General features: G+C 62.2%; 15 protein-coding genes. 10 read left to right on the top strand and 5 right to left on the bottom strand.

The genetic code is table 11. The annotated features are described in order from the left end of the window. Positions 1–82: 82 nt before the first annotated feature. Positions 83–823 (bottom strand): N-acetyltransferase, encoded by a 741-nt coding sequence (locus HU144_RS01920; RefSeq protein WP_235349898.1) that lies wholly within the window; start codon positions 821–823, stop codon positions 83–85. An 83-nt stretch (positions 824–906) separates the two neighbouring features. Between HU144_RS01920 and HU144_RS01915 the strand changes: the two genes are divergently transcribed. Continuing rightward, on the top strand, positions 907–1,464 hold the full coding sequence (locus tag HU144_RS01915) for a hypothetical protein (protein ID WP_235349897.1): 558 nt from the start codon (positions 907–909) through the stop codon (positions 1,462–1,464). A gap of 123 nt (positions 1,465–1,587) precedes the next feature. Beyond that, complete coding sequence (locus HU144_RS01910) at positions 1,588–2,784, top strand: pyridoxal phosphate-dependent aminotransferase (protein ID WP_235349896.1); 1,197 nt, start codon at positions 1,588–1,590, stop codon at positions 2,782–2,784. A gap of 67 nt (positions 2,785–2,851) precedes the next feature. Here the strand turns inward: HU144_RS01910 and HU144_RS01905 are convergent, their stop codons facing one another. Both HU144_RS01905 and lgt read right to left on the bottom strand, forming a co-directional pair. Next, the gene (locus tag HU144_RS01905) at positions 2,852–3,394 is read right to left on the bottom strand and encodes an acyl-CoA thioesterase (RefSeq protein ID WP_235349895.1); all 543 of its coding nucleotides are present in this window, start codon (positions 3,392–3,394) and stop codon (positions 2,852–2,854) included. Positions 3,395–3,473: 79 nt separating this feature from the next. Further along, a complete protein-coding gene (gene lgt, locus HU144_RS01900) occupies positions 3,474–4,397 on the bottom strand; it encodes a prolipoprotein diacylglyceryl transferase (protein WP_235349894.1) in 924 nt (307 codons plus the stop codon). A gap of 113 nt (positions 4,398–4,510) precedes the next feature. Here lgt and HU144_RS01895 point away from each other — a divergent pair, with 113 nt between their 5' ends. From HU144_RS01895 to HU144_RS01870, 6 genes are all read left to right on the top strand, one after another. Continuing rightward, on the top strand, positions 4,511–5,437 hold the full coding sequence (locus HU144_RS01895) for a LysR family transcriptional regulator (RefSeq protein WP_235349893.1): 927 nt from the start codon (positions 4,511–4,513) through the stop codon (positions 5,435–5,437). Between the two features lie 98 nt (positions 5,438–5,535). Then, on the top strand, positions 5,536–6,855 hold the full coding sequence (locus HU144_RS01890) for an MFS transporter (RefSeq protein WP_235349892.1): 1,320 nt from the start codon (positions 5,536–5,538) through the stop codon (positions 6,853–6,855). A gap of 77 nt (positions 6,856–6,932) precedes the next feature. Next, positions 6,933–8,273, top strand: coding sequence for a M20 family metallo-hydrolase (locus HU144_RS01885; RefSeq protein WP_235349891.1), 1,341 nt, complete (start codon positions 6,933–6,935; stop codon positions 8,271–8,273). Continuing rightward, positions 8,270–9,802, top strand: coding sequence for an amidase (locus HU144_RS01880; protein WP_235349890.1), 1,533 nt, complete (start codon positions 8,270–8,272; stop codon positions 9,800–9,802). Before HU144_RS01885 ends, HU144_RS01880 begins: the two co-directional genes overlap by 4 nt. A 52-nt stretch (positions 9,803–9,854) precedes the next feature. After that, positions 9,855–11,198 (top strand): amidase, encoded by a 1,344-nt coding sequence (locus HU144_RS01875; RefSeq protein ID WP_235349889.1) that lies wholly within the window; start codon positions 9,855–9,857, stop codon positions 11,196–11,198. Between the two features lie 101 nt (positions 11,199–11,299). Beyond that, a complete protein-coding gene (locus HU144_RS01870) occupies positions 11,300–12,040 on the top strand; it encodes a DUF1345 domain-containing protein (RefSeq protein WP_235349888.1) in 741 nt (246 codons plus the stop codon). Between the two features lie 128 nt (positions 12,041–12,168). Here the strand turns inward: HU144_RS01870 and HU144_RS01865 are convergent, their stop codons facing one another. Both HU144_RS01865 and HU144_RS01860 read right to left on the bottom strand, forming a co-directional pair. Then, the gene (locus HU144_RS01865) at positions 12,169–13,524 is read right to left on the bottom strand and encodes a GntP family permease (protein WP_235349887.1); all 1,356 of its coding nucleotides are present in this window, start codon (positions 13,522–13,524) and stop codon (positions 12,169–12,171) included. A gap of 113 nt (positions 13,525–13,637) precedes the next feature. Then, a complete protein-coding gene (locus HU144_RS01860; RefSeq protein WP_235349886.1) occupies positions 13,638–14,369 on the bottom strand; it encodes a sulfite exporter TauE/SafE family protein in 732 nt (243 codons plus the stop codon). Positions 14,370–14,672: 303 nt separating this feature from the next. Between HU144_RS01860 and HU144_RS01855 the strand changes: the two genes are divergently transcribed. Next, a complete protein-coding gene (locus HU144_RS01855; RefSeq protein ID WP_235349885.1) occupies positions 14,673–16,025 on the top strand; it encodes an Nramp family divalent metal transporter in 1,353 nt (450 codons plus the stop codon). 49 nt (positions 16,026–16,074) lie between these two features. Next, positions 16,075–17,244 (top strand): sialidase family protein, encoded by a 1,170-nt coding sequence (locus tag HU144_RS01850; RefSeq protein WP_235349884.1) that lies wholly within the window; start codon positions 16,075–16,077, stop codon positions 17,242–17,244. Positions 17,245–17,262: the final 18 nt, after the last annotated feature.

Raw genomic sequence — 17,262 nt, 5'->3', positions numbered from 1 at the left:
GACGCAGAGTCGCCACCACATCTTCTTCGATGGCGGCTCTGCGTCTGTCGTGCCTGCGGCGCTGAAGCAGGCCAGAAGGATCTCACACCCGAGTTCGGTGCCGCACCCACACATTCGGCTCGATGTAGACGGCAGTGCCGTGCTCGACGTTGCAGAGCACGGGCGTCAGCGCCTGCGGAACCTCGATCGGCCCCGAAACATCCATCGGCAGACCGGTCCAGGTGCGCCATTCGGCAAGTGTTCCGGCGATGACCATCGAGCGATGCGCCACGCTGTCGATCATTCCACCTGCGCGTATATGGGTGCGCAGCCAGGGGTCGACAGGCAGGCCGTCCTCCCTTGTGCGATCAGCGTAGGAAGTCATCGGCTCGTGGATGTCGTGCTTGCCATTGGGGCGGAACGGAACGACCACCTCGGCGAATCCCTGATCCTTCGCATGCTCTCGCAGCGCGGTGAGGATCTTTCCGGACAACCCCAGCCCTTGCTTGTCAGAACGCACGAAGATCTCGAGGGCGGCCAACATGTTCGGCACCTCACCCAGGACCTGTGCCTGGATGCCGCGTCGTATCGCCCAGTCCCATCCGTCTTCGGGCAGGCGCTCGCCCTGGAACCGCAAGGGAATCGCATGTGCCTTGCCCACGATCCCGTCCGCGGAGGTGTGGGCGATGAGCAGGTGATCGGCGAACTGGGCGAGAGCGTCCCGCTGATAGTAGAGGTCGCCGAGCGGATCGTTCCGGATGAATTCCGGCCACGTATTCTCCAGGTCGAGGAGCTCGTCCTTGAGGTCCGGGCGCTGAGCCAATGTGAAAATCGTGAGGTCCATGGCCGCCAGTCTAGGCATCCTGCGGTTGTGTACCGACTGTGGATAGACTCGAGGCACGGCCGATTACTGCGAAAGGGTCAACGATGATCGACCAGTCCTTTCCGCGCGACCTCGTGATGATCAGCGCGGTGTTCTCTATTGCAGCTTTCGTGTGGTCCGGGTGGGCTCAGGAAGAGCCGCCCAGCCACTTTTCGTATCGATTCATCCTCGGTGGGCTCGGGGCAGCAGGACTGGTGCTGGCAGTGCCCAGCATTCTCATAGCGATCCGCAATTGGGGCGAACCGAGCGCGATCAGCACCGGTACCACTGCGTTCACTGTCTACATCGTCGTCGTCTGGGTGGAGGTCATCGCCGGCGGGGTGCTGGGCTTCCTCGCAATTCATTCTGGCCATTCCGAATGGGTCGCCCCGCTGATTCTCGCGATCGTCGGAATCCATTTCTTCGCACTGGCCTTCGTCTTCGCCCAACCTGTTCTCCACCTTTCCGGTGCGCTCATCACACTGATCGCGATCGTGGCGTTCTTTCTGCCGCGAGGCCTCGCGGCTCCGAGTTTCTGGTGCGGTATGCTCGGCGCCCCAGTGTTCTTGGTCATCGGCTTATGGTGCCTGTTGGCCGGGCGCAGCGCGATGGCCGCGAATTGACCGCCCGGTCACCGCTGACATTCGAGGTTGCGGTGATCTATCGTGAGGGAAGCGACGGTTCTCGGGCGGTGCGAGTACGCCGTCCGACACCACTGTCATCCCGCCTGCACAAAGGAGCCGACAATGAAGACTGCTCAACGCCTGGACAACCTGGGCACCGAGACCGCGTTCCGGGTCGCCCAGGCCGCCGCCGATTGGAAGGCTCAGGGCAACCAGGTCTATCCCTTCCACCTCGGCGACCTCAACTTCCCCATGGCAGGCCACATCGTTGAGGCCATGGACCAGGCCATCAAAGATGGCAAGACCGGGTACTGCCCAGGCCCCGGAATTCCGGAGCTGCGTGCTGCACTGGCAGCAGACATCGGATCCCGGCGAGGCATGAGCATTGACCCCGCCGAGGTGATCGTCACCACCGGTGGCAAGCCGGTGATCACGAAGTTCCTCCAGGCGGTCATGGATCCGGGCGAAGGCGTGCTCTACCCCAACCCGGGGTTCCCGATCTATGAATCCCAGATCGAGTACCTCGGTGGGACCGCGCTTCCCTACAGGTATGTGCCCACTGAAGACGGGTTCGCCATCGACCTCGACCATCTGCGGGCCTCCATCGATGACAAGACAGTGGCCATCATCTACAACGATCTGCAGAACCCGATCTCGGCCGAGTCCACCGATGCCGAACGTGAGGCGATCGCCGCGATCGCGCAGGAATTCGACCTCTGGGTTCTGTCCGACGAAGCCTATTTCGAGATGCGCTACAAGGGCCGTTCGACGTCCATCGCCGCACTCGACGGTATGCGCGAGCGCACCGTCATCCTCTACACATTCAGCAAGAAGTTCGCGATGACGGGATCCCGGCTAGGCTGTGCCGTCGCACCACCGGAGGTCGCTGGAGCGATTTCCACGATGAACACCAACGACGAATCCTGCACCACCCAATACGTCCAGTGGGCGGGCATCGCCGCGCTCCAGGGGCCACAGGACTCCGTCGGGCGGATGCTCGAGGTGCTGCGCAAACGCCGTGATGCCACATGCTCGATCATCAACTCGATCCCGGGAATGAGCGTGGCCACTCCCGGGTCGACGTTCTATGTCTTCCCTGATGTCACCGAAGCGATGGAAGCTAAAGGGATTGCCACCCTCGCGGATTTCTCCACCGAGGCGCTCCATAACACTGGAGTCTCGTTCTGCACCCGCGAGCACTTCGGCAGGAGACAGGGCGGGGAGGACCGACATTACATCCGTCTGGCCTACTCCGGCATCGGAGTCGACGAGATCAACGAGGGTCTCGGTAAGCTGCGCGACTGGATCACACAGGGGTGAAGTCTGCCGCTGGCTCTGCAGTGTCTGCCGTGCACGAGTAGGTCGTGCGGCTAGGCCCAACTAGCGGCTAGGCCCAACTATGTGAGGCAGGCCGCCTGGAACTGGGCAGTGAATTGTGCAGTCGCCAGTCGTGGATCCATTCGGGCAGTTCCAGACCCTCCGGTGGCGGCCCGAAGACCTCGATGGCTTCGTCCTTGGAGACCGTGCCGTTCTCGGAGAGCAGCCGAGTGGCAACGAAGGCGCGGGCATAGATCTCACCGTCGACCACGATGCGGTGCTCAAAGTACACGGCACGTTCATCGATCCCGATGATCTTGGTTTCCACACTGTAGCGCTGGCCGAGCTTGAGCGACTTGCGGAAGCTGATAGTCTCGGCGCTGACGACGCCGCTCCACCCCTTGTCGCGGAGGGCGTTCCAGACTCCGCTGCGGACCATCAGGTCAATCCGACCCAGATCCATGATCGAGAAGTACATGCCGTTGTTGACGTGCATGAAGATGTCGATCTCGGTCGGCAGGACCCGCAGAGGGAGGGAGTAGCCATCCCAAATGTCCTGCGCGGGACGGCGGCGGGATCTGAGCAGGTGAAAGAGCATTCGCGTGAAGTGCATAACATTTATGTTACTGGCTGGTACCTTCAAGCGTGGTGTCGGGTTGGGCAACGCGAGCTGAGTCCATCAGCGGTGCAGCTCAGTCGGCGGTTTCGGCCTCGGGTTTCCGGCCCTTGATGAATGGTGACTCTTCGGGTTCGGGGTGGCGCAGCCTCTGAACGACGATGATGAGGAGACCCAGGGCAACCGCACCGATTGCCGCCCACACATTGGTGCGCAGGCCGAGAACGACGAAGCTGGGATCGAGGCGGATGGATTCCCACACGACGCGGCCGGCGCCGTACCAGACGAGGTACATGCCGAAGAGACGTCCCCACTGGAAGAACAGATGGCGTCCCAGCCACAGCAGAACCAGGGCGCCGAGGCTGTTCCAGATGACTTCGTAGAGGAACGTGGGATGGAAGAGGGTGTCGACGGGCAGCCCGGGTGGGAAGGCCGGATTGTTCGGGTCGATCTCCAGGCCCCAGGGCAGAGTCGTCGGCTGACCGAAGAGCTCCTGGTTGAACCAGTTGCCGAAGCGCCCGCAGGCCTGGGCGAGGATCAGTCCCGGAGCGATGGCGTCGAGGAGTGCCGTCAGTTTGATGTTGAGTCGGCGGCACATGATCAGCGCGCCCAGCGTGCCGCCGATCAGCGATCCGAAGATCGCGATCCCGCCCTCCCAGATCGCCCATACGGAGCCCGGCTCAAAGGGGTTCCACGGATTGCGACCAGGGCCGAAGTAGTCCGTGTAGTGCGTGATGACGTGATAGATCCTGGCCCCGATGATGGCCATCGGGACGGCCAGAGTTGCAATGTCGAGGACCTGCCATTCCTCGACTCCGCGCTTGGTCAGACGATGATTGGTCAGCACGATGGCGATGATGATTCCGGCGAGGATGCACAGCGCATAGAAGTGGATCGTCAGAGGGCCCAGCGAGAAGCTGGAGACACTCGGGCTCGGAATGGAGGCCAGAACATCATGGGGCAGCGTGGGCAGGTCATCGACCGCTGAAAAGGCAAGCACGGGCTCAGTCTATTTCCAACCCCCTCAGACCGACAGTTGAGGGGCAGACCGACAGCTGAGCGGCCTCCACGGCTGAGCGGCCCCCACAGCTTGCCCATGGGAAGATGTGAACCATGGCCCTCGACTTCACTCTCGTTCAACTCCGGTACTTCCAAGAGGTTGCCCGCAGGGAGAACATGACAGAGGCAGCCAAACATCTCAACGTCACCCAGTCGGCGATCTCGACAGCGATGGCTCAGCTCGAGCGAACCCTGGGCATCGACCTGTTCGTCCGTCAGAAGAACCGCTCGGTGGTGCTCTCACCCGCTGGCCGACGCTTCCTCTTCGAGGTCAATCCGTTCCTCGAATCCTCCGACGCACTGGGGGAGACCGCACACGGCCTCGCCGCATCCCTCACCGGCAGCCTCAGCGTCGGCGTCTTCACCCCGATCGCACCGACTCGCCTGCCGCTCATCCACGCCGAATTCGAGAAGCGCTACCCGGGCGTGCGCATCAACTATTTCGAAGCCGACCTCCACGAACTGCAGACGGCAGTCATCGCCGGACTGTGCGACATCGCGCTGACATACACGCTGGGTCTGACCGACCGTTTCGATTCGTACCTCATCGACGTCGTCCACCCCCACGCTCTCGTCTCACTCGACCATCGCCTCGGCGGGGGAACGGATGGACCGGGCCCGATCCATCTGCGCGAACTCGCCGAGGAGGATTACATTCAGCTCGATATGCCCTTCTCCCGGCAGTACTACGACGAACTCTTCCGCATCGCCGGCATCGTGCCGAATGTGCGCCACAGCTTCGCCGGCTACGAAACCGTGCGGTCATTCGTCGCGATGGGCCACGGCTACTCGCTGCTGAGCCAGAGCGTGTCCTCGGGAACCTATATCGGGTCGATGACGGTCGATGTGCCTCTGCTCGATGAGTTCCCGAGTATCGACCTGGCCATCGTGTGGCCCAAGGAGGTGCGTCTGAGCAGACGTGCCCGAGCCTTCAGCGAACTCACCCGCGAGATCCTGGGGCCCGCAGCCTCAAGCTCATAGATTGAATCGATGCCTGGGTTAAACATTATCTGTTGGACTGATGGGTTGGTTCGGGCAACAATGGTTCCCACACCTGAGGACTAGGCAAGGGAGCTTCTATGTCCGCGACACCTGCGACGCCGGAGACACAACCGAAACACACCGGCAAGACCACGAGCATGCAGAAGAAGGTGCTCGTCGGCGGCAGCATCGGCCAGTTCGTCGAGTTCTACGACTTCACGCTCTACGGGCTCTCGGCCGTCATCCTCTCCGAGTACTTCTTCCCCGACGGCGACAAGGTCACTGGGCTGCTCGTCATCTTCGCCACATTCGGCGTCGCCTTCGTCATGCGTCCCCTCGGTGGGCTGTTCTTCGGTGCCCTCGGTGACAAGGTCGGCAGGCGCAAGACCTTGACCATCACGATCTTCCTCGTCGGGATCTGCACCGCCCTCATCGGCGTACTGCCCGGCTTCGACCAGATCGGCTGGTTCGCCCCCATCCTTCTCATCCTCGCCCGCCTGGGCCAGGGCTTCTCCGCCGGCGGCGAATCGGTCGGCGGACCCTCCTTCGTCTACGAACACGCACCGGTGGGCAAGCGCGGCCTGTGGATCAACATCACCTTGGCCGCCACCGCACTGCCCTCGGTCTTCGCCGGTGGCCTCATCCTGCTGCTCTCGACGGTGATGAGCGATGCCTCCTTCGACTCCTGGGGCTGGCGGATCCCCTTCCTCCTGGCTCTGCCGCTCTCAGCTGTCGGTCTCTGGATCCGCTCGCGGACCGACGAGTCAGAACTGTTCAAGAAGACCGCGGCCGAACGCCCGAAGGAATTCAGCCCGATCCGTGATTCCTTCCGCGAGAACTCGGTGGGAATGCTCCAGGTCTTCTTCGTCCTCGGGCTCACCGCTCTGGGCTTCTACATGCTCTCGGCCTACTTCGTCACCTACATCCAGACCACCGGCGATCTCACCCGCGAGCAGTCGCTGCTGACGAACGCGATCGCGATGGCCAGCTACACGATCTTCCTGCCCATCGCCGGAGCCATAGGAGATCGGGTCGGGCGCAAGCCGATGCTCATCGCGGGCTCCATCCTCTTGGCCGTCACCTCTATCCCCGCATTCGGGTTGGTGACGAGCGGAAACATGGGCCTGGCATTCCTCGGGCAGACGATCTTCGTCATCTCCCTGTGCTGCTACGGCGGAGGCTGCTACACCTTCTTCTGCGAACGCTTCTCCACGAAGACCCGGTTCACCTCGGCGGCGATCAGCTACAACGTCTCCTACGCCATCCTCGGCGGAACCGCCCCGTTCGTCGGCACCTGGCTCGTCGACATCACCGGAGTCAACACCGCACCCGGGTACTACATGGCCATCTGCGCCGTGATCGTCCTCGTCCTCATCTTCATCACCCGCCTCCCCGAGACCCGGGGCCGGTTGGGCTGATCGACAGGCCACCTCGTTGGGCCGGCTCTCACCGACCTTCACTTCAACAGCAGCCCAGCAACAGAAAGAGACGCACCATGACCACCCCTTCCCCGGCCTCGTCGAGCACCGTCGCCTCGACCGCGGTCGCCTCCAGCGATTCCACCTTCCTCATCGACTTCCACCACGTCGCCACATTCGGGGCCACCGACAACGACGGAGTCGACCGGCAGGCACTGACACTCGAGGACAAACAGAGCCGTGACTGGATGCGCGGCTGGGCCGAAGGAAACGGCTTCGACGTTCGTGTGGATGCGATCGGCAACATGTTCGCCTGCCTCGAACTCGTCCCCGAAGCCCCCTACGTCCTCATCGGCTCACACCTGGACTCCCAGCCCCTCGGCGGTCGCTTCGACGGTGCCTACGGAGTCATCGCGGCCCTTTTCGCAGCTCTGCGAGTCAAGGAGAACGTCGCCGAGTCCGGGCAGAAGCCGCGGTTCAACATCGCTGTCGTCAATTGGTTCAACGAGGAGGGCGGACGCTTCGCCCCGTCCATCATGGGCAGTTCGGTCTACGCCGGGCTCTTCGACCTCGACGAGATGCTCGCCGTGGAAGATCTCCAGGGCACTTCCGTCGCCGAGGCGCTCGCCGCCATCGGCTATGACGGCACCGATACCCCACCCGAGGCGATCTCCTACGCAGAGATCCACATCGAACAGGGACGCATCCTCGAGCGCGAGGCCACAGACATCGGGGTCGTCGAATCCAGCTGGTATACGCAGAAGCTCGACATCGACGTCCTCGGCGAACAGTCCCATACCGGCGCCACCGCCATGGCCGATCGCCACGATGCTCTCGTCGCAGGTTCCAAGATCGTCCTCGCTGTCGCCGACGTGGTCAACGAGTTCGCCGACGAGGCGCTCGTGTCCTCGGTCGGCCAGCATGTCGTCGAACCCAACTCACCCATCGTCGTACCCCGCCGCGTGCATATGGTCGCCGATCTCCGTTCCTCCGACCCGGACATCGTCAAAGCTGCCCGGGACTCCCTGCACCAGCAGATCGCGAACATCGCCTTGGAGCACGACATCACCATCAAGGTTGAGGATTTCGATGTCCGCGGCAAGCTCTACTTCCCGGAGACCGGCGTTGAACTGGCCGAGAAGGCCGTGGCCAATGAGGGGCTGTCGATCCGGCGCCTCGAGACCATGGCCGGCCATGATTCTGTGGCCATGAACCACCGGGTACCCGCCGTGATGATGTTCGTGCCCAGCGTCGATGGCGTCTCCCACTGCGAACGCGAGTTCACCACCGACGAGGACATGATCCGTGGTCTCGGGGTACTGACGTCGGTCGCCATGGAGTTGGTCAACGGGGAACTCAGTGAGGAACGCGAGGGCGATGTGTGGATCGGTCAGTCCGTCGTCGAGGCCCGGGCATGAGCGGCAGCGAAACGTGGGCGCTGTCGGCAACCGAAGCGCTCGCGAAGTTCCGGTCGAAGGAACTCTCTCCGGTCAAGTACCTCAGTGCGCAGATCGGACGCATCACCACCGGCGACGATCGCATCAATGCGGTCACGGAGGTCGTGGAGGAGGCGGTCACCTCGGCGCATGAGGCGGAGGCATTCTACGCATCGGCGACACCCGATGACCTCACCGAGGCGACCGCTTCCCAGCCCCTGCTCGGCTTGCCTGTGATCGCCAAGGAGAAGCACGCGCTCACCAGCCGCACACTGACCCAGGGCCTCATGCACCAACGAGACACGGTGGCCGACGCCGAGGCCGCGATCATCCGCCGCATCCGTGTGGCCGGGGGATTCGTGCATGCCAGGGCGACGTCTCCGGAACTCAGCTGTGCGACGATCACCCATTCGCCGATGTGGGGCGTGACCCGCAATCCGTGGAACACCGAACTCTCACCCGGAGGGTCATCGGGCGGTTCCGGTGCCGCCCTGGCAGCGGGCTTCGGTCCCCTGGCGACGGCATCGGACATCGCCGGATCGACGAGGCTGCCCGCCGCCTTCACCGGCACCGTCGGGTTCAAGGCACCCTACGGTCGGATCCCCGGCCTGCAGCCGTTGGCCGGGGACTGGTACCGCGGGGACGGGCCGATGGCGCGCACCGTCGCCGACACCGCCCTGCTGGCCCGTGTGATGGTCGGTGTCGATCCCAGCGATCATGCAACGATCGAATCGTCTGGATTCCTCGACGGCTTCGACGCCTCTTCCGCCGAGGTGGTCGACGGATTGAAGGGGAGACGGATCGCACTGTGCCTGCGCTTGGGCGACTTCCCCGTCGGCCAGGACATCATTGCCAATACCCGTGCAGTCGCCTCGGCGCTGGAAGCTGCGGGTGCAATCGTCGAGGAGATCGAGTTGCCGTGGACGGCAGAGCGGATCTTCGAAACCGCGTTCACTCACTTCGGCCATCTCCTCGCGCCCGCGATGCGGACCTCGACCCGCGGGCATGAGGATACTCTCGCCGATTACACGCTGCAGTTCATGGCCGACGCCGAGGCGGTCGCCAGCCGTCATGCCTTCTACGAGGGGCTGGCCGCGGAGGCACAGATTCAAGCGGAACTCGCGACCGCAATGGAGGGATTCGATGTCCTCCTGGCTCCCACCTCGGCGGTGGCAGGTCTCGAGGCCGATTCGAGCTACTTGGACGGGATCACGGTCGACTCGTCGGGCGTCGGGCGTGAGACCTCCGGAACCGTCCACGGCACCGGCGTCGGTGCTGGGGGTGTTGACGGTGAGGGAGTGCGGCTCGAGCATTATTGGCAGGCGCACATGACGATGCCGTTCAACATCTGCAACCGGGTGCCGATCGTCAACGTGCCCAGCGGCATGGCTGACTGCGGGATCCCAACAGGCCTGCAGGTCATCGCCCATCCCTTCGACGACCGCGCCGCGTTCGATGTCGCGGCCGCGGTCGAGCAGTTGGTGCCGTGGACGGGACTCGCTCCGGGGTGAGTGGTGGCATGTCGTCCGAGACGGAGCTTCGCCTTCTGGCACGATGAGCATCGTGGACGAAACCAACGCAACACGAGGGGAGCAGGGTTCGATGCAGAGCCTCGAACAGACACTGGCTGCAGGTGAAGGAATCGGCCGAGAACTCAATGCGGTCACCTCGGTGATGAGGGGTCGCGCAGGTACCCTTGAGCGGAAGTCCGTGCAGCGCGCCGCAGTCGGTGAGCCGAAACGTCTTCTCGAAGGTGTTCCCGTCGCCATCAAAGATGTCATCGATGTGGCGGGCATCCCCACGACCATGGGGTCGAACGTCAGCAGCGGACCTGACCCCAGCACGAGCGCCCCCGTCGTGAGCCTCCTCGAAAAGGCAGGCGCGCTGCCGGTGGTGAAGACGAACTGCCAGGAGTACTCCTACGGCATCCTCGGTGATGAGAGCGCCTTCGGGCGAGTCATCAACCCGATCGACCCCACGCTGTGCACTGGCGGGTCGAGCTCGGGTTCGGCAGCCCTTGTCGCTGCCGGGGTGGTGCCGCTTGCACTGGGAACGGATACTGCGGGTTCCGTGAGAGTTCCGGCCGCTTGCCAGGGAGTCATCGGGTTCAAGCCGACTTTCGGCATGGTTCCTGTCGAGGGAGTATTCCCTCTGTCGCCGTCCTTCGACACTGTGGGCCTGTTCGCGCGCGATCTGCCGCTGCTCACCGCCGCATTCGCAGTGATATCCGGGAACGGGTCTGGCTCAATCCCAACAGGTTCCTCACCGGCGAAGGCGCCGACCGTCGATCTGAGCCTGCTCAACCCCACAGACGAGTCATCCGCAGACGTACAGACGTGGGTCGAACGGCACCTCGGTGATTCAGCGATCGCCTCCATCACCTCAGAGAATACTGATCACTTGACGGAGCTCATCGAGCGAGGGATCGACTACTACGACATCGTGCGCCGCTATGAAGCCTATGTTCTGCACAAACAGTTCTTAGATGACCAGGGAGAGAAGTACCAGCCGGGGGTCTGGGCGAAGATCCTGTCGGGGCAGAACATCACCGAGGCTGAATACCAGTCCAACGTCGTCGCGCTCGAGGAGCTGCGTGCCACCGCCGAATCGTTCTTCGACGATGTTGACTTCATCATCACACCAGCCATGGGCGGTGACGTGCTCGCGTGGGATGAACTCGGATCAGACTCGGCCGCGACATTCATGCGCTACTCGCTGCCATTCAACGTTCTCGGGTGGCCGGCAGTGACGTTGCCGATCGGGGCGGTCGTGGGGGAGAGTCACAGCTGTATGGCAGCTGGGGCCAAGCCAACTGAGGCGGCCAAGCAGGCGAAGCCCGAGTCGGTGCAGATCGTCGGCCCACCGCGCAGCGATGAGAAGCTCCTCGCGTTCGTCTCCGGGCTCTGAGCCGAAGACGGGGTGAGCAAGGAAGCCAGATGCTCGGCCCACTCCTTGGGCTAAGCTGAAATCGAGCTCATCAGCCACAACCGAAGCGGAACCGTCCTGCCATGAGGCCCACGCACAGCCAAGTCGTCACGATCTCCGATGACACGCGCGCGAACGTGGCCATGGTGCCGGCACTCATCGTCGGACTTGTCCTGGTCTTGGGATTCGACTTCAGCCCACTCGGGCCCGAAGCCTCGCAGCTGGGTGAGCTCTTCGCGAAGCTCATCGCGCTCTTCCTCGTCGCCTGGCCGGTGTTCGCCCTCGTCTACCTGCTGTGGACCCACGCGGGGCTGAACGAATTGAGCGAGACCGAGCTCATGGTCCACTCCCGATGGGCGCTCGCGCGAAGGCGAACATTCTGGGCACGATATCTCGGCACGGGAGGAGCCGTGTCGTGGGCTGCCATCGCTGCGTATATCGCGATCATCCTCAACGTTTACCTCGTCACCATGGGTTCCGAAACCAACGTCGGCCTCGCAGTCACCCTCGGCCTGGCAAATGTCGTCGCCTCGTGGTCGGTCATGGTGTATTCGTTCGCTCTCGAATTCATGCGACTCGACCTCGGCGGCGGTGGAAACCCCGGTGCCAGACAACTCGAATTCGACATGCCGGAGGAGAGAGTCTTCAGCGACTACCTCACGTTCGCGGTGCTGTCCTCGACGATGACGGCAGCTCTGCCGGGCCGAGCTGTGACTCGCGCAGGATGGAGACTGGTCCGCACGAACGTCATCGTCGCCTTCGGCTTCAACTCGGTCGTTGTTGCGACATTGGTGTCGATGTTTCTGTCATACCTCAAGGTCTGAGGAGTGTCTGACCGACACGGTCTGGCAAGGCAGTGCCCCACGAAAAGTGCGGTGCCGCCTGCTCAGTGAACAGGCGGCACCGCACACCGACGAGAAGCTGTGCGAATTCGTCGCAGGGCTCGTCGGTGTCAGAAGAACGGTGTCAGTAGGCAGACGATGATAAGCGAAATGACAGAGGCGAGGGCTGTGACAAAGGTCAGCGCCTTCAGCGCGCCCTTAGTCGTCACCTGCATCATTGTCTGGAACATCCAGAAGAAGTTGCTGTTGACCTGCAGCGCGAACAAAGCACCCGAGCCGATGGCGAGGCCGACGATGATCGGTGAGACATCGAGCTGACCGAGGATGGGTCCGATGATGCCGGCAGCTGCGATCGCCGCGACAGAGATGGAACCGATCGCCAGGTGCAGAACAGCTGCGATGAGCCACGCGATGAGGACGCTGACGATGACGGGAGCGGCCGAATTCGCGGTGAAGAGGCCGCCGAGAACGTCTGCCAGGTTCGTGGCGCTGATGACTTCGCCAAGAGACCCGCCGACACCAGTGATAAGCAGAATCTGGCCCGTGGTGCTGAAGCCTTCCTCCATAGACGAATTCGTCTTCTCCCGACCATTGAAGATCTGGGAGAGCACATAGGCGATGACGAGCCCCAAGAACAGGGCGAAGACCGGATCGCCGAGGAAATCGGTCACGGAGTTAGCGGCGTTGAAGGCGCTCAGGATTGCTCCGGTGGCAATGAGGATGAGCGGTACGTAGACCGGGCTGAGCGCCAAAGCCAAGTGCGGCTGACGAGTTCGAACGGTGGTGGTTCCACCAGCTTCGGACGAATCATCCTGTTCTGCGTCAGGCACGATTCCGGTCTCATCGGTGTCGGGATTCCAGAACCCGCGATTGACGAGGAAAGAATAGGCGAACACTGTCAGTAGGACCGTAGCCACACCGACGGCGAGTCCGATGCCGAGCATCTGCGCAAGAGGAATGTTCAGGAGACCTGCGATCGAAATCGTGCCGAGGCCGGGGACCACGAATACGTATCCGACGAGGATGCCGGCAGTGACCGAGCCTGCCATGATGCCCAAGCCGCGACGTCCGAGCGCAGGTGCAGCATTCCGAGCCAATGGCGATGCGAGCACAAGTTGAACGTCGACGTAGATCGAAGGAAAGACCGCAGTAAGTGCTGCTGCCAGTGCGTAGGGCAGCTTCCGCGGTCCTAGGAGTCGGAGCAGCAGTTCGACGAATCTTTGCAATGCCCCCATATTGAAGAGCAACGCCCCGACAAGCACCCCGAATCCGATGAGCAGACCCACCTCGGCCATGATCGAGCCGAACCCTTCGACAATTGTCGTCAGAGTCTTTTCCAAGCCGAGCCCGGCCGCGATGCCGTAGTACATGGCACCGATGACCAGCGAGATCACTGGATCGACTTTCAGCAGGATGATGAGCAGGACGATCGCGAGAATTGCGATGATTGCGTGGAAAATGACCATGGCGGCTCCTCGTTGAGCTGAGAAAAGTGATTAAGTCATTTAATCACTATGATGGAAAAGAAGGCAATAAGTGTCGCCTTGGGTGATATTGGTGTCGATGTTTCTGTCATACCTCAAGGTGTGAGCAGGGAAGCCGCAACCTCGCCGATGACCAGGATCGCGCCGAGGATCGATGCGCCGACAGCCACACGATAGAGAACTGTCTTGTTCGCTCGTCGGATCACCAGGTTCGACAGCCACAATCCGGCAAGCATGAATGGCAGCAGAGTGGCCGCCGCGATCAGGTGCTCACTTCGGACCTCGCCTCCGATCGTCAGACCGGTCAGGGACAGGATGCTGCCGATGGTGAAGTAGGCGCTCATAGTGGACCGCATCGATGAAGGATCCAGAGAGCGCAGGACCAAGGCGATGGGTGGGCCGCCGATGCTTGTCGACGTGCCGAAGACGCCGGAGACGCTGCTGGCGAAGAACATATTGCGATTGCTGGCAGCCGGCGACCAGCCCACCAGGCTGAAACCGACTCCGGCGAGGACCGTGACTGCGAGGAGCAGAGACAGTCCTTGATCCGGCAGCAGCACCACTGCAGTCGTGCCGATGACGATTCCCGGCAATCGGCCAAGCGCGCCCCAGCCGACGAGCTTCCAGTCGACGTCGGCACGTTCGCGGATGAAGGCGGTGAACGACGTGAGAGTGGCGAGCAGAAGCAGCGCGGCAGGAAGCAGGTTCGGTTCGAGCAGTACGAGCACCGGGGCCGTGATCATTCCCAGCCCGAACCCGACGGAACCCTGCACGCAGGAAGACCCCAGCACCACCGCTCCGATGATGAGGTAGTGGATCAACTCCATCGGGACTCTGCTCCTTCGCATTGCGTCGTCGAGACGGGGCGAACGCCGCGAACTTACCTGCGGAATCAACCTCGAGCTCTGATCAATCCAACAGTCTTCCACCACTGTGCGCAAAATGAGCCAAACGTCCGGTATCTGGACCAATTGTTGCGCGAAACACGCAGGCATGGTCTACTCTCTACGTAGACCGCGCAGATTGTTTGCTGCATCACTACGCTGTGTCAGCGACCCTGAGACCGCGGTCAGCAGCCATACAATCGTCTACACACTGGAGTGCACGCCATGGCCACGGACGTCCATAGCATGAACGGCAGTTCCGGCTCACCGAAGCCGAATCAGCTTCCTCTGCCACGCGGCCTCGGGCTCGTCACATCGGTGGGGCCAGGCCTCGTGCTGGCAATGTCCTTCCTCGGCACAGGCGACCTCGTCAGTTCCTCGGTCTCAGGTGCATCGTACGGATATGCGCTGTTGTGGACTCTGGTGCTGTCCTTGATCGCTCGCACCTTCATCATCTCCTCCATCGCCAAGTACACACTGATGAATAGGCACGGAGACACGCAGATCCTCGACGGATTCGCACGGCTGGCCCCCGTGCTTCCGGGGATCATGGCCGCTGTCGTCATCGTTGCCGGTTTCATCACCCAGGCCACCTTCGTTCTCGCGGCGTCCACCGGACTGCATGAACTCACAGGCGGACAATGGGGCGGTGGCTGGGGCCGCTTCTACTGCGCGATCATCATCGTCGCTCTGACCCTGTCGCTGGTGATGCTGCGTAAACAGTTCGTCGTCCTCGAGTACTTCGCGCGCTTCGCATCGGTCGCCATGATCGTCGCCTTCGTCTACGCGCTGGTCAAGATCGGCAGCTTCGACATCGGGGGCTTCGTGCAGGGACTCGCATTCGAGATCCCCGAAGAGCAGAACACCTCCGCCTTCGCCCCCATCGTCATCGCCTCGGCAACCATCGGCACGATTGCCGGCAACATGCCGAACCTGCTGTATTCCGGCTTCATGCGGGACAAGGGCTGGATCGGACCGAAATATCGTCGCCTTCAGCAGTTCGACCTCATCGCCGGAATGGCACCACTGCTCATCATCAACCTTCTGTTCTGGATCGTTGCCGCCGAGTTCAGCGCCGCACATCCAGGGTTCTCAATCGCTGACGAGTTCGATCTCTCACACATGCTCTCCGTCGCGGTAGGGCCGGCGGGTCCCTTCCTGCTGTGGATGTGCATCTTCTTCGCCGCGATGACGAGCTTCCCTCCTCAGTCACGCGGGTTCGCGCAGCTCGCGATCAACGGCATCAACCATTCCGTGCCCTCGATGCGGAAGTTCCTCGGCCGAGATGAGGAGAACCCTGCGTTCCGTTGGATTCAGGCGATCGTGTTCATCATCGTCCCCTTGGTCTCGACGATTCCAGGTGCGCCAGACCTGATCTCTCTCAATATCGTCGGCACCGCGATCTCGACTGTGCTCAGCCTGCCGATCATCGTCGTCTGCATCCTCCTCCTGACATCGAGGAAGAAGCACATGCACAGTTACGCGGTGAACCCGAAGTGGCAGACCGCGCTGCTGGCACTTCTCGGTGTCATTGCGATCATCATCGGATTTCAGATTGCGATGCAGATTCCTTCGATGTTCGAAACCGCCTTCGGATGATCCGCACCGGATGCGACACTGACCGGACCACACAGCAAAGGAGTCACGCATGAATCTGCTCGCGAACGAGGGGCTTGAACACGTATCCGAGCCGCCAGCCGACGGCAGGCTCCGATACTTCGACGATTCGGGCAATGCCGCGGCAGTCATCCCGACTGATCGCCGTTCCAACCATGCTCCGTCGGTTCTGGCACTGCGTGATGGAATTCTGCTCGCGGCCTGGTTCGGTGGCAGCGATGAGGGCAACAAGGACATCGACGTGCTCGTTTCCCGATTCGACTCAAACACTGCCACGTGGTCTGCCTCTGCGGCTGTCACACACGACGAGATCCGATCGGACCAGAATCCCGGTCTGTTCGAGGCCTCTGACGGTCAGATCTGGCTTGTCTACACCTCTCAACTGTCGCGGCAGTCAGGTGTGCCGGAGACCTTCAACTTGCAGCACACCTCGGTAGTGAAGGTGATTCGTTCTGCTGATGGTGGCAAGAACTGGTCGCAGCCGCAGACGCTGTTCGACCATGAAGGCACATTCTGCCGCCAGCCGATCCAGATCCTCAGCGACGGCAGATGGGTTCATCCCCAATGGCTGTGCTTCGACGACGATTCGAAGAACGGTTCGGACCAGCCGGTGCTTCAGATCTCCGAGGACGAGGGCGGCGCCTGGCGGCAGGTCGAATTTCCGGACGCCGGAGGGAGAGTCCATCCCAATGTCGTCGAGCTTGAGCCGGGGCGCCTGGTGTGTCTGTTCCGCTCCCGCTTCGCGGACTGGGTCTACATCAGCAGATCCGAAGACGGGGGTGAGACCTGGACCGAGCCAGAGGCAACCGATGTGCCGAATAACAATGCCGGTCTCAGCGCATTCCTGCTGCCTTCCGGAATGTTGGCTCTGGTCTCAAACGAGCACCAGGTCACTCGCGAGCCCGTCGAGGTGGTGTGGCCCTACGAACGGATGAGGATCGTCATCGCCGTCTCCAAGGACGAAGGCCGCACCTGGCCGGTTCGCCGGGTCATCGAACCCGGCGATGGATTCACAGGCTCCGGCAATCTGCGCAGCAATCGCCGGCAGGAGTACCCGCACGGAATCGTCGACTCCGATGGGCTCATCCACGTCGTCTACGCGTACAGTTCACGTCGAGCAATCAGGCACGTCGTCTTCGCCGAGGACTGGATCTCAGGTGTCGAGGACCAGGTCCATACCGACTGCAAACTCTGGGGCTGACTCCGTCGGGGGTGTCAG

The organism is Brevibacterium sp. UCMA 11752, from assembly GCF_021532235.1.
In the GTDB taxonomy this organism is placed as follows: Bacteria; Actinomycetota; Actinomycetes; order Actinomycetales; family Brevibacteriaceae; genus Brevibacterium; species Brevibacterium antiquum.
This window is presented reverse-complemented; position numbering and strand designations above follow the sequence as displayed.

What these genes read in the sequence shown, in the direction of transcription:
- HU144_RS01920 (WP_235349898.1), bottom strand. Translation starts at nt 823, where the DNA reads ATGGACCTCACGATTTTCACATTGGCTCAGCGCCCGGACCTCAAGGAC.
- HU144_RS01915 (WP_235349897.1), top strand. Translation starts at nt 907, where the DNA reads ATGATCGACCAGTCCTTTCCGCGCGACCTCGTGATGATCAGCGCGGTG.
- HU144_RS01910 (WP_235349896.1), top strand. Translation starts at nt 1,588, where the DNA reads ATGAAGACTGCTCAACGCCTGGACAACCTGGGCACCGAGACCGCGTTC.
- HU144_RS01905 (WP_235349895.1), bottom strand. Translation starts at nt 3,394, where the DNA reads ATGCACTTCACGCGAATGCTCTTTCACCTGCTCAGATCCCGCCGCCGT.
- HU144_RS01895 (WP_235349893.1), top strand. Translation starts at nt 4,511, where the DNA reads ATGGCCCTCGACTTCACTCTCGTTCAACTCCGGTACTTCCAAGAGGTT.
- HU144_RS01890 (WP_235349892.1), top strand. Translation starts at nt 5,536, where the DNA reads ATGTCCGCGACACCTGCGACGCCGGAGACACAACCGAAACACACCGGC.
- HU144_RS01885 (WP_235349891.1), top strand. Translation starts at nt 6,933, where the DNA reads ATGACCACCCCTTCCCCGGCCTCGTCGAGCACCGTCGCCTCGACCGCG.
- HU144_RS01880 (WP_235349890.1), top strand. Translation starts at nt 8,270, where the DNA reads ATGAGCGGCAGCGAAACGTGGGCGCTGTCGGCAACCGAAGCGCTCGCG.
- HU144_RS01870 (WP_235349888.1), top strand. Translation starts at nt 11,300, where the DNA reads ATGAGGCCCACGCACAGCCAAGTCGTCACGATCTCCGATGACACGCGC.
- HU144_RS01865 (WP_235349887.1), bottom strand. Translation starts at nt 13,524, where the DNA reads ATGGTCATTTTCCACGCAATCATCGCAATTCTCGCGATCGTCCTGCTC.
- HU144_RS01860 (WP_235349886.1), bottom strand. Translation starts at nt 14,369, where the DNA reads ATGGAGTTGATCCACTACCTCATCATCGGAGCGGTGGTGCTGGGGTCT.
- HU144_RS01855 (WP_235349885.1), top strand. Translation starts at nt 14,673, where the DNA reads ATGAACGGCAGTTCCGGCTCACCGAAGCCGAATCAGCTTCCTCTGCCA.
- HU144_RS01850 (WP_235349884.1), top strand. Translation starts at nt 16,075, where the DNA reads ATGAATCTGCTCGCGAACGAGGGGCTTGAACACGTATCCGAGCCGCCA.